The sequence below is a fragment of the Phaeobacter sp. genome (genome assembly GCF_022825805.1).
Classification (GTDB): domain Bacteria; phylum Pseudomonadota; class Alphaproteobacteria; order Rhodobacterales; family Rhodobacteraceae; genus Phaeobacter.
On sequence record NZ_JAJDWC010000089.1, the window covers coordinates 83,933 to 95,720 of the forward strand.

The 11,788-nt window shown below is 58.2% G+C and carries 10 protein-coding genes; 7 read left to right on the forward strand and 3 right to left on the reverse strand.

The window, feature by feature from the left end; genetic code table 11:
* Positions 1 to 27: 27 nt before the first annotated feature.
* Entirely contained in the window at positions 28 to 669 is a 642-nt protein-coding gene (locus Q0C28_RS10285; protein WP_293575414.1) for an LON peptidase substrate-binding domain-containing protein, read from the forward strand.
* A gap of 26 nt (positions 670 to 695) precedes the next feature.
* A complete protein-coding gene (locus tag Q0C28_RS10290; RefSeq protein ID WP_293575438.1) occupies positions 696 to 881 on the forward strand; it encodes a Trm112 family protein in 186 nt (61 codons plus the stop codon).
* Positions 882 to 936: 55 nt separating this feature from the next.
* Here the strand turns inward: Q0C28_RS10290 and Q0C28_RS10295 are convergent, their stop codons facing one another.
* Positions 937 to 2,163 carry an FAD-dependent monooxygenase gene (locus Q0C28_RS10295; protein ID WP_293575440.1) on the reverse strand — a complete coding sequence of 409 codons (1,227 nt, stop codon included), beginning with the start codon at positions 2,161 to 2,163 and terminating at the stop codon, positions 937 to 939.
* Positions 2,164 to 2,250: 87 nt separating this feature from the next.
* Between Q0C28_RS10295 and Q0C28_RS10300 the strand changes: the two genes are divergently transcribed.
* The 4 genes from Q0C28_RS10300 to Q0C28_RS10315 all read left to right on the forward strand — a co-directional run bounded on the left by Q0C28_RS10300 (position 2,251) and on the right by Q0C28_RS10315 (position 8,764).
* Positions 2,251 to 3,579, forward strand: a complete 1,329-nt coding sequence (locus Q0C28_RS10300; RefSeq protein ID WP_293575416.1) for an amidase — start codon at positions 2,251 to 2,253, stop codon at positions 3,577 to 3,579.
* 108 nt (positions 3,580 to 3,687) lie between these two features.
* On the forward strand, positions 3,688 to 4,866 hold the full coding sequence (locus Q0C28_RS10305; protein ID WP_293575418.1) for an aminotransferase class I/II-fold pyridoxal phosphate-dependent enzyme: 1,179 nt from the start codon (positions 3,688 to 3,690) through the stop codon (positions 4,864 to 4,866).
* A 108-nt stretch (positions 4,867 to 4,974) separates the two neighbouring features.
* The gene (locus Q0C28_RS10310) at positions 4,975 to 8,109 is read left to right on the forward strand and encodes a DNA translocase FtsK (protein ID WP_293575420.1); all 3,135 of its coding nucleotides are present in this window, start codon (positions 4,975 to 4,977) and stop codon (positions 8,107 to 8,109) included.
* A 67-nt stretch (positions 8,110 to 8,176) separates the two neighbouring features.
* A complete protein-coding gene (locus Q0C28_RS10315; protein WP_293575422.1) occupies positions 8,177 to 8,764 on the forward strand; it encodes an outer membrane lipoprotein carrier protein LolA in 588 nt (195 codons plus the stop codon).
* 89 nt (positions 8,765 to 8,853) lie between these two features.
* Here Q0C28_RS10315 and Q0C28_RS10320 read toward each other — a convergent pair whose 3' ends face one another.
* Entirely contained in the window at positions 8,854 to 9,444 is a 591-nt protein-coding gene (locus Q0C28_RS10320) for a lytic transglycosylase (RefSeq protein ID WP_293575424.1), read from the reverse strand.
* Positions 9,445 to 9,595: 151 nt separating this feature from the next.
* Positions 9,596 to 10,384 carry an exodeoxyribonuclease III gene (locus Q0C28_RS10325; protein WP_293575426.1) on the reverse strand — a complete coding sequence of 263 codons (789 nt, stop codon included), beginning with the start codon at positions 10,382 to 10,384 and terminating at the stop codon, positions 9,596 to 9,598.
* Positions 10,385 to 10,707: 323 nt separating this feature from the next.
* Between Q0C28_RS10325 and Q0C28_RS10330 the strand changes: the two genes are divergently transcribed.
* Entirely contained in the window at positions 10,708 to 11,730 is a 1,023-nt protein-coding gene (locus tag Q0C28_RS10330; protein ID WP_293575428.1) for a TauD/TfdA family dioxygenase, read from the forward strand.
* Positions 11,731 to 11,788: the final 58 nt, after the last annotated feature.

Consider the following 11,788-nt stretch of genomic DNA (forward strand, 5'->3'; position numbering starts at 1 on the left):
GCTGGTGCCAGCACTAGAACACTGACTATGTTACAGGCTACTGATTTGCCCGAAACCCTGTCGGTTTTTCCACTGCCCGGGGCGCTGCTGCTGCCCCGGTCTCGACTCCCACTGCATCTGTTTGAACCACGGTATCTGCAGATGCTCGAGGATTGTCTGAAGACCCCGCACAGGCTTATCGGAATGGTGCAACCTTTCCCGCGAAAATCGGATGGGGCAGGATTGCATAGTATTGGCTGCGCCGGGCGCGTCACCCAGTTTTCGGAAACGGAAGATGGGCGCTATATGATCACTTTGTCGGGCATTTCCCGGTTTCGCATCCACAGCGAAGTCGAAGGGTTTACGCCCTATCGGCGCTGCACGGTTTCGTGGGGCAGCTTTGAACGCGACCTGGGCAAGGGAGAGCGAGACGAGACGTTCGATCGCCCCGCGTTTCTGGGCCTGTTGGAGCGGTTTTTCATATCTCGGAACCTGTCAACGGATTGGGAAGCGCTTAAGGATGCTGACGATGAGCTGTTGATCAACTCATTGGCGATGCTGTTGGATTTTGATCCAGAGGACAAACAGGCCTTGCTAGAAGCCCCCTGCCTTGCGACAAGACGAGAGACCCTTGTTACATTGATCGAGTTCGCGCTTCGCGGCGGCTCGCCAGAGGAAACCCTGCAATGACCAATGACGCTCCTGAGCTTGACGCTATGCAGCAGAAACAACCAACATTCGACCGCCATATGCTGGAAGCATTGGTATGTCCGTTGACGCACACAACGCTGCAATATGATGCCGATAAGCAGGAGCTGATCTCCACCGCGGCCAATCTTGCGTTTCCAATTCGCAATGGCATTCCGGTGATGCTGAAGGACGAAGCGCGGCCGCTAGAGTAGGCAGCATCGGCGCACCTCACCACGTAGACACAGCCACCTAAGAAAAGGGCAGCCGTTAGATCGGCTGACCCTGCAGTAGCTTAGGCAGATCACCGGTCAGCCCTGCGGCCTCCCGCACGAAGCTGCGCCGCACACCAGGCAATGCGCCAACAATTCCCATCCCCAGGTCGCGCCCCATGCGCAGGACGGGATGGTCGTTTGAAAACAGCCGATTGAACGTGTCCGTCGCGGTTGCCAAACTGGCCGTGTCGAACCGGCGCCACTGCTGATAGCGTTCCAAAACCAGCGGAGATGCCAGATCTTCCCCCCGCCGCTTGGCCTCCGTCAGCACCTGCGCCAATGCACCGACATCGCGCAAACCGGCGTTCAGCCCCTGTCCCGCGATCGGATGCACGCCGTGTGCCGCATCACCGACCAGCGCAACCCGATCGGCAAAAAATGCATTCGCGAGGGTCAGGTTGAGAGGATAGGTAAACCGATCTCCCGCCAAACGGATCGCGCCGAGAAAATCCCCAAAACGCGGGCGCAAGACCGCCAAATAATCCTGTTCGTCCAACTGCTGAATGGAACCCGCGCGATCAGTGCGTTCGCTCCAAACGATAGAAGACCGGTTGCCCGGCAGCGGCAGAATGGCCAAAGGGCCCGGTGGCATAAAGAACTGATGAGCAATACCACCGTGCGGCAGCTCATGTTCGATTGCACAGACGAGGGCGGTCTGCCCGTAGTCCCAGCCTGTCCGTTTGATCCCCGCGCGCTCGGCCGTGCCGCTGCGCCGACCGTCAGCACCGACCAGCAGCCGCGCCCCCAGGTGCTGCCCGGAGGCCAGCGAGATCGTGACGCCACTTGGCCCCACCTCTTGAGCGATGACACGATCATTGTCGATCAAGGTGATGTCCGGGCTCGCCTCCATCGCATTCCTAAACGCCGCCCGCAGATAACGATCCTCGATCATGTAGCCCATCGGCCCTTCTTCGAGTTCGGCATGGTCAAAATGCATGAAGAATGGCGATGGTCCCTGCCCGACCCGACCATCCGTCACCTTGATCTCCAGCATTGGCTGCGCCTTGTCTGCCACCTCAGGCCAGACGCCTATCTGCGCGACAAGGCGCTGTGACGCCAGCGCAAGAGCATAGCTGCGCCCGTCAAACCCGGGTTCTGCACGGGTCTCCTGCGGCAAAGCATCAACCAAAGTGACGGTGTGACCGGTCTGGGCAAGAGCCAGGGCAAGGGCAGGGCCGTTCAGGCCGCCACCAACAATCAGGATATCAGTCGCATTTTCCATGCCTCGCAATATGCCGCTGTGTTTGCCATTGTCCATGGGGCGTCGTGCCGCTACCGTCGCCTCAGCTACAAAACGAAGGGGGTTGGGATGCGGGATTGGCTGCAACAAAGCGCTGCGGATTTGGGTCGCGGCATCGCCGCAGGAGACGTCTGCCCGGTTGCTCTGACCGAGTGCTATCTGGAGGCCATCGACGCCCACCCTTTGCGGGATCGCATCTACAGTTCTGTCACCCATGATCGGGCTTTGGCCGAAGCAAAAGCCGCGAAGCAACGCGCAGCCCTTGGCCAGCGCCTGTCGCCATTGGATGGCGTGCCAATCAGCTGGAAAGATCTGTTCGACAGTGCAGGAACGGCCACCGAAGCAGGCTCTGATCTGCTGTCTGGCCGTGTTCCTACCCAAGATGCCCTGGCCTTGCGGACGGCCACAGCAAAGGGTGCCGTCTGCCTTGGCAAGACCCATATGAGCGAATTGGCTTTTTCTGGGTTGGGGCTCAATCCGGTCAAAGCGACCCCGCCCTGTGTGCATGGCAAAAATGCTGCGCCAGGTGGCTCGTCCTCCGGGGCCGCCGCTTCTGTTGTCTTTGGGTTGGCCGCCGGAGCAATAGGCTCTGACACTGGTGGTTCCGTAAGAATTCCGTCTGCTTGGAACGATCTCGTTGGTCTGAAAACAACATCAGGGCGGATCAGCCTGGAGGGCGTCGTTCCATTGTGCCTGCGGTTTGACACCGTGGGGCCGCTGGTGCGCTCCGTCGAGGATGCCGCATTGTTTCTGGGTTTGATCGAGGGGCACACCGGTCCCGACCTGCGCGGAGCAGCGCTTGAAGGGCGCTGTTTCGCGAATTTGGTCACGGTGGCCCAGACTGATCTGGATGCAACGGTTGCTGACGCGCACGCCGAGGCGCTGGACCGGCTTCGGCGGGCAGGTGCGGAAATCAAAACGCTCGAAATCCCAGAGCTCGAAGAGGCAATGGCGCTCAGCCCAATCCTCTACACGACCGAGGCCTATGGCCTGTGGAAGGACACAATCGAAGCCGCCCCGCATCTGATGTTTCCCGAAATTCTCGAACGTTTCCGAGCAGGCAAAGCGTTCAGCGGCGCCGACTATGTCGCGGCCTGGGCCAAGCTGGACAGGATCCGCAAGATCTGGACCAACGCGACGGCTGCGTTTGACGGTGTTCTTTGCCCGACATCCCCGATCCTGCCTCCTGATATGCAGCGGTTGGAGGAGGACCACCAATTCTACGTCCGCTCAAACCTGATGGCGCTTCGCAACACGCGCATCGGCAATCTGATGGGGTTCTGTGGCCTGTCCCTGCCAACCGGTGTGCCGTCATGTGGGCTGCAGATCTACGGCCGACCGCAGCAAGAAGAGGCACTGCTGCGTCTTGGTGCCGCCGCGGAGATCGCTTTGGCGTGAAAGCCACATTTTGCCGGACCGGACATCCTGCGACTAGACGGAAAAGCGACGGCTCTGTAGTCTACTGGTAAACGGGGCACTAACGATCCCGGACCTGAGGCCAGATACATGATTTTTCCCGAGCGGTTTTCCAACCTGCCGCCCTATGCTTTTCCGCGCCTGCGCGCTCTGCTCGATCATCACACACCGGGCGGGGACGTGGTGCATATGACCATTGGCGAACCCAAGCATGATTTTCCCGCTTGGGTCACCGATGTGATCATGGAAAACGCGGCGGGTTTTCGAAGCTACCCCCCCAATGAAGGCAGCCTTCCGCTGCGCGGCGCGATCGCAGATTGGGTGAGACGCCGGTATGATGTTGCGGTGGACCCGCAAACCCAGGTCATGGCGCTCAATGGGACACGGGAAGGGCTGTACAACGCGGCCATGGCGCTGTGCCCAGAGCAGAAAAACGGGCAGCGCCCCGTGATACTGATCCCGAACCCGTTTTATCAGGTCTATATGGTGGCCAGCATTTCGGTCGCGGCAGAACCGGTATTCGTGCCCGCAACCGCAGAGACCAATCACCTGCCCGACTATGCAAGCCTGCCTGAAGAGGTGCTGAATCGCACAGCTGTCGCATATATCTGCTCGCCCGCAAATCCGCAGGGCGCAGTGGCCAGCCACAGCTATTGGTCCGAATTGATCCAGCTTGCCGAGAAACATGATTTCCGCATTTTCGCCGACGAGTGCTACTCGGAGATCTATCGCGACGTTGCCCCCACCGGCGCTTTGACGGTCGCCAAGGAGCTGGGAGCAGATCCAGAACGCGTGATCCTGTTCAACTCTTTGTCCAAACGCTCCAACCTGGCGGGGCTACGATCCGGTCTAATGGTCGCAGGGCCAGAAACAATGAAGCGCGTGCATCAACTGAGATCCTATGCAGGGGCCCCATTGCCCGCGCCATTGCAGTCAGCGGCGGCAAAGGTTTGGGCTGACGAGGTACATGTTGCGGAAAATCGCGCCTTGTATCAGGCAAAGTACACAATCGCAGACAACGTCTTTGATGGGCTGGATGGCTATATGGCGCCAGAAGCCGGTTTCTTCTTGTGGCTGCCGGTGGAAAATGGCGAAACCGCAGCGCTGAAGCTCTGGAAAGAGACCGGAGTACGCGTTCTTCCCGGCGCCTATCTCGCGCAGGGGGAAGGGGTGGACAACCCTGGCAGCGGCTACATCCGCGTCGCGCTGGTTGCCCCCGCTGACCAGACCGAAGCCGCGCTGATCAAGCTGCGCGATTGCCTATATTGACGGGACGCGCTTGGGACCAAGCGGTCAGGAGCGCCGGACAATTCAAACCGATGGGATACCACCTGCGGCAAACAGCAGGGGCCTGGGTGAAAAAAGAACGAGGTTGGCATGGCATTTCAAACGCGCAGTCGTGATCCCCTTCTGGACAGCACGATGCAAGCGGCCATTGAAAAACGAAGCAAAGAGCTGATCGGCGCCCTGCTGGTCGGCTTGGGCGTTTTGGTGGCGGTCATGATTGGCAGCTATTCGGCGGACGATCCGAACTGGATGGTGTCGACCGATGCGCCAGTACAGAACATCCTTGGCCGCACCGGAGCATCCATCGCGTTCATGCTGATAACCCTGTTCGGAAAAGCGAGCTGGGCCATTTCGGTATTTCTGCTGGTTTGGGGTGCTCGCTTCATCCTACACAAAGGCGAAGATCGCGTTCTTTGGCCGCTGTTCTTGTCGCTGCCGTGGATGTTGCTGGTTGCGCTGCACCTGGAAACCCTTGTGCCATCCGAACCCTGGCGCGCTGCCCATACATTTGGCCTGGGCGGTATGATTGGATACACGTTTCTTGGAATGCTTCTGGCCTTGCTCCCTGTGGGGCTGAGTTTCCTGGTGAAATTTCTGTCGCTGCTGACCGCCATCGGCATGTTGGTGGTCGGTGCCGGTGTGCTGGGCTTTTCACGGACAGAGGTGTTCCGCGGGCTACGCTTTGCGACTCTCGGCCTTGTGGTCATCTATGACGCGATTGCCAGTCTGCTGGGCCGCGGCGCGGCCAATGGGATGCAAGCCGCGCTGAACTATCGTACCCGGCGCGCAGAACGCGCTGCGCAACAAGACGCCTACAGCTACGACGACCTGGATGCACAGAGTTTTGATCCTGTGGACTACGACGATCATCCCTATGATCCAATGGAAAGCGGCGCCCCCGCCCTAGGCCCAGCCGTCGATCCCAACGGATCCGCGGAAAACACCCATCCTGCCGGGCAAAGCGATCCGGTCCAAAAGGAAAAACCTGGCCTGTTTGCGCGCGTTCCCAGCCTGATCCGCCGGGCAGAGCCGCCATTGCCCACGCCAGAATTGATCCACAACGATGTGGTCGACAGTAAACTGCCTGACAACATCGACGATCTTCCCGGAGATGAGCGCATTGCTGAGAAGATTGCCAGCGCCGTTCGGATCCGTCGCGCCGCAGATGTGCCGCCAGAAGACAGCTTCCCGCTGACCAAAGGCCGTGGCCAGCGCCCAGAACCCTTGATTTTCAACCCCGGTTCAGATGCACATGGCGCCCCCAGCGAACCGCCGCTGGCGGCTGCAGCAACCGAAGGTCTATCTGCGCCGCTGTCTTCGACCCTGCTGCCGGCTGCACCGACAGCATTCCCATCTGCTCCGTCGCTCTCCGCCGACATGCCACTGGCAGAGGACAATCCAACCTGGGAAGCAGCCGCCGACCAGCCGGGGGAGGCGCAACACGTCCCAGCATCGTTTGTGGATCATGTCCCAACAGAGGGATTGCCCGCAGCCAAACCTGTTCTGCACAGGGCCGTAACACCTGCCATCGCACCCGACGCGACAGCAGCTCCCGCGCACCACCGCACGCCACCTGCACCATCAATAGACATCCCGGTTGCCACCCCGCGCAAAGCCGTGGTGGAACAGCCAGTTAGAAAGCCGCAACAACCGTCTTCGCGGGCAAAAGCCGAGGCTGAGCCTAAGCTGGCGTTTGAGGACAGTTCGACAGATTTTGAACTGCCGCCACTGTCCCTTCTGACGAACCCGGCACAGATCCAGCGGCATCATCTCAGCGACGAAGCGCTGGAAGAAAACGCCCGCATGTTGGAATCCGTCCTGGACGACTACGGCGTCAAGGGAGACATCGTTTCGGTGCGCCCAGGTCCTGTGGTCACCATGTACGAACTGGAGCCCGCGCCCGGCCTGAAAGCCAGCCGTGTTGTTGGTCTGGCCGATGATATCGCACGCTCCATGTCTGCCCTGTCTGCACGTGTGTCCACGGTTCCGGGCCGGTCCGTGATCGGCATCGAACTGCCCAATGATAACCGAGAGAAAGTAGTGCTCCGGGAGATCCTCGGCAGCCGTGATTTCGGCGATGGAACCCATGCCCTGCCGCTGGCCTTGGGCAAAGATATCGGTGGCGACTCTGTCGTTGCCAACCTGGCGAAGATGCCGCATTTGTTGATCGCAGGGACAACCGGATCCGGGAAATCCGTGGCGATCAACACCATGATCCTGTCGCTTCTTTACAAGCTGACGCCAGAAGAATGCCGCCTGATCATGATCGACCCAAAAATGCTGGAACTGTCCGTTTACGATGGCATTCCACATCTGTTGTCACCGGTCGTCACCGACCCCAAAAAGGCTGTGGTGGCCCTGAAATGGGTCGTCGGAGAAATGGAAGATCGCTACCGGAAGATGTCCAAAATGGGCGTCCGGAACATCGCAGGCTACAACGGGCGCGTAAAAGAGGCCTTGGACAAGGGCGAAATGTTCTCGCGTACCGTTCAGACCGGATTTGACGATGACACTGGCGAACCCGTGTTCGAAACAGAAGAGTTCGCGCCAGAGGCCCTGCCCTACATCGTGGTCATCGTGGATGAGATGGCCGATTTGATGATGGTGGCGGGCAAGGAAATCGAAGCCTGCATTCAACGGCTGGCGCAAATGGCGCGGGCGTCCGGCATCCACCTGATCATGGCGACACAGCGCCCATCGGTGGATGTGATCACCGGCACCATCAAGGCCAACTTCCCCACACGTATCTCTTTCCAGGTGACCTCCAAAGTCGATAGCCGGACCATTCTGGGTGAAATGGGGGCCGAGCAACTGCTGGGTATGGGCGACATGCTCTATATGGCTGGCGGTGCCAAGATCACTCGGTGCCACGGACCTTTTGTGTCGGACGAAGAAGTCGAGGAAGTCGTCAACCACCTGAAGCAGTTTGGCCCACCGGACTATATCGGCAACGTGCTGGATGGTCCGGATGATGACAAAGCGGACAACATCGATGCGGTTCTTGGACTGTCGACAGGTGGCAACACCGACACCGAAGATGCGCTCTATGACACGGCGGTGCAGATTGTGATCAAAGACCGGAAGTGTTCCACCTCCTACATCCAGCGAAAACTTGCCATCGGTTACAACAAAGCCGCCCGTTTGGTCGAACAGATGGAAGACGAGGGGCTTGTCTCCCCCGCAAATCACGTTGGTAAAAGGGAAATTCTGGTTCCCGAACAATAATACAGGGGGCGAAGCGGGTCAGGCTTCGCCCTCTTCACTTTCCACGTTCTCATCTTATCTTGGTATTATGAAACAGCTTACTTGCGCCGTTGCGCTGACGCTCTGCTCTACTGCTGCGATGGCGGCGGATAAACTGAGCCTGAATGAAATATCAGGATATCTAAACGGGATTTCGACCGCCCAGGGCCCGTTCAGCCAGATCAACGATGATGGCAGCTTGTCGACTGGGAAGCTCTATATGGATCGTCCCGGAAAAATGCGTTTCGAATATGACGCTCCAAACAGTGGCGTTGTGATCGCAGGTGCCGGTGCTGTCGTGATCCAGGACCCCAAATCCAACCAGCCCCCTGAAACCTATCCTCTACGCCGGACCCCGCTGTCGCTGATCCTTGCGCGCACTGTCAATCTTGGGCGGGCCAATATGGTCGTCGATCACGGATTTGACGGCACGTCCACCGTTGTGCGGGCGCAAGATCCCGAGAACCCGGAGTATGGCAGCATAGAACTGATGTTCACCGACGACCCGGTCGAACTGCGCAAATGGGTGATCTACGACGGCTCCGGCGGCCAGACCACAGTGATCCTCGGCGAGTTAGAGACCGGCATAGATTTGCCCAGCCGTTTGTTCAGCACCAGCACCGTTCCGTCGCGTTGACGCTGTGAAAGCCCCTGGGATCAACTGATCGCAGGATCAGAAAACACCCGGGGCTTTCAGTCTTTTATTCGGGCACCTTGTGCCACAGTTTATCGACGGGCCCGGCGACACGTGGCCAGCTGGGTCTGATACAGGTTCGCGCGCGCCTGAACCTGCCCTGCGACCCTGATCAACCAAGGTTTTGACCGGTAACTGCCGCGGGCAAATCCGGTGTGACCCTCGTGATAGGCCAGATATTGATTGCGGGCATCAGTCAGGCGAATACCGTTTCGCTCTCGGGTCTGGTTCATGTACCAACCCATGAAGTCCGTCGCATCCTTGATCCTGTTGCGCTTCGCGCCGCGGCGTCCGGGTCCTTTGCGATAGTCATCCCAAGTTCCGTCAAGCGCCTGACTGTACCCATAAGCGCTCGATTGCCGCCCAAGCGGGATCACGCCCAGTGCAAAGCGATGCGGCGTGCGGGCATTAGATCGAAAACGGCTCTCTTGGTAGATCGTGGCCATCTGGACATGCATTGGCACACCCCACTTGCGCTCGGTAGCGCGGAAGGCTTTCAAATACTGAGGTCGCTGTTTGATGATGCTGCACGCGTTGTCCAGATCCCGCGGCGGCGATCCGCCCCCGCCACTACAAGACGCCACGACCACGGCCATAAGCATGGCCCCAACCACTCTGATCATTACCACTGCCTCTTTATTTTCTGCTCGGGCTTCGTTGGGAGCAGTTTACCCAATCACGTTGAGAGTGAAAATCACAATTGTGCCGGCCACCTCTGGTCGGTGGCTGGCTCATGATGTCTTGGGCGAAATCGGAAACTAAAGTGACCGTCGCCTAGAGGTCAAAGGTCGCAAACACCGGTGCATGGTCGCTTGGTTTTTCCCAACCGCGCGCGTCGCGGAGGATTCGGCTCGAGTGCGCTGCGGTTTTGATATCGCCTGTGGCCCAGACGTGATCGAGCCTGCGGCCTTTGTCCGCTGCGTCCCAATCTTTGGCACGGTAGCTCCACCAGCTGTACAAACGCCCATCCGGGATGTCATTGCGGGTGACATCCGACCAGTTGCCAGCCTCCATCACCTGAGCAAAGTGATCCACTTCGATCGGTGTATGGCTCACCACTTTCAGCAGTTTTTTATGGTCCCAAACATCGTCTTCGCGCGGTGCAATGTTCAAATCACCAACCAGGATCGACTTCTCGGGTGGTTCGGCACGGAACCAATCACGCATTTCGGTCAGGTAGTCCAATTTCTGACCAAACTTTTCGTTGACCTCACGGTCCGCCACATCGCCGCCAGCAGGGACATAGAAGTTGTGGACCGTCACCCCGTTCTCAAGCCGCGCGGCAACATGGCGGGCATGACCCAGATCCGCGAAATCCTTTTCGCCAACATCCTCAAGTGGGAGCCGTGACAGGATAGCGACCCCGTTGTATCCCTTTTGCCCACGTGCAACCAAATGCGTGTACCCGAGGGCCGCAAACTGCTCCATCGGGATTTTATCAACCGGGCTTTTGCATTCCTGAAGGCACAACACGTCCGGCGCCTGTTCTTTGAGAAGTTTGACAACAATCGGCTCACGTAGGCGAACGGAGTTGATGTTCCAAGTGGCAAGGGTAAATGGCATCTTCTGGTCCTATGGTCAGTCACGGCAATAATGGCGAGCCAGCTTGGAAAGCGCCAGTGATCCCACGGCACCAGATGAAATAATGTGAACCACGCGTGAAATTTTGTTGAAAAAATTCACGACTCAGCGTTTATCCGCTTTGAAAGCACTATGTCGTGTTTCGGAATGAGTTTAGGGCAGTCACACAATGGCAACTGTTTTGGGGCAACGCCCCGGACACCCATATAAAAAAGCCTATGACTGGTGGCCGCCGCCAGAGGCCTGACCTTTGGGCCGCGGCTCAGCACATCATGCTCCCCAACATCATTGCCAAGAGGTTTTCCATGGCAAACGCTATCCTGCGCACCGAAACCGGTGTCGTTGAAATCGACTTTTCGACAGGCACAACTGCTGCCTTCCCGTTCATCTGGCTGAAGGACAATGACCCGGCCGGATTTCATCCACAAACCCACGAGCGCGTCGCCGATCTGACTGCCATCGACCTGGACGTCGCGGTCAAATCCCTGGTCCTTGAAGACGATACCCTGACCCTCGTTTGGGACACCGAAGAGACCTCCACCTTTGACCTGACTTGGCTGGCTGCGCATATTCCCGGCCAACGCGCCGCAGATCCCGCACGCACAGGCTTCACCCATTGGCGCAAAGATCTGGGTGCGGACGGTATCCCACGGACTCATGCCAGCGCCATTCTTGAATCAGATGAATCGCTGAAAGACTGGCTGGTACAGACGCAGACCTTTGGCTATTCGATCGTTGAAGGCCTGCCAGACAGCACAGAAGGCGGCATGGATGTTGCCCGCCGCATCGGCTTTTTGCGGCAAACCAACTTTGGCGTCACATTCGAAGTGCAGTCAAAGCCCAACCCGAACAATCTCGCCTATACGCCGATTGCACTGCCCTTGCACACGGATCTGACAAACCAGGAACTTCCTCCCGGTTTCCAGTTCCTGCATTGTCTTGCCAATGAGGCCCAAGGTGGCGGATCGCTGTTTTGCGATGGCTACGCCATTGCCGAAGATCTGCGCAGTAGCGATCCGGAGGCATTTGAACTGCTCTCCACGGTCTCGGTGCCGTTCCGGTTCCATGACGAAGAAACTGACATTCGCAACCGCAAGAAGGTGATCAACCTCGACGAAGATGGTCAGGTCATCGAAATCTGCTTCAACGCACATCTGGCAGATATCTTCGATCTCGAACCCGCTCTGATGACCAGATACTACCGTGCGTATCGCAAATACATGATGATGACGCGCTCTGATGACTACCTAGGCAGCACACCTATAAATTCCTTATCATTCGTATTGGCTTGTGCTTCATTTCCAGCAAAACAACATGCTGGGGTGTGAAAATGGCGCGTTCGGACATGAGCGATCTGGAGTGGGAGTTCATCAAGGCAGTCTTGCC

Coding starts and splice junctions, on each gene's coding strand:
- Q0C28_RS10330 (WP_293575428.1), top strand. CDS start 10,708: ATGGCAAACGCTATCCTGCGCACCGAAACCGGTGTCGTTGAAATCGAC.
- Q0C28_RS10320 (WP_293575424.1), bottom strand. CDS start 9,444: ATGATCAGAGTGGTTGGGGCCATGCTTATGGCCGTGGTCGTGGCGTCT.
- Q0C28_RS10315 (WP_293575422.1), top strand. CDS start 8,177: ATGAAACAGCTTACTTGCGCCGTTGCGCTGACGCTCTGCTCTACTGCT.
- Q0C28_RS10295 (WP_293575440.1), bottom strand. CDS start 2,163: ATGGAAAATGCGACTGATATCCTGATTGTTGGTGGCGGCCTGAACGGC.
- Q0C28_RS10285 (WP_293575414.1), top strand. CDS start 28: ATGTTACAGGCTACTGATTTGCCCGAAACCCTGTCGGTTTTTCCACTG.
- Q0C28_RS10310 (WP_293575420.1), top strand. CDS start 4,975: ATGGCATTTCAAACGCGCAGTCGTGATCCCCTTCTGGACAGCACGATG.
- Q0C28_RS10325 (WP_293575426.1), bottom strand. CDS start 10,384: ATGCCATTTACCCTTGCCACTTGGAACATCAACTCCGTTCGCCTACGT.
- Q0C28_RS10305 (WP_293575418.1), top strand. CDS start 3,688: ATGATTTTTCCCGAGCGGTTTTCCAACCTGCCGCCCTATGCTTTTCCG.
- Q0C28_RS10290 (WP_293575438.1), top strand. CDS start 696: ATGCAGCAGAAACAACCAACATTCGACCGCCATATGCTGGAAGCATTG.
- Q0C28_RS10300 (WP_293575416.1), top strand. CDS start 2,251: ATGCGGGATTGGCTGCAACAAAGCGCTGCGGATTTGGGTCGCGGCATC.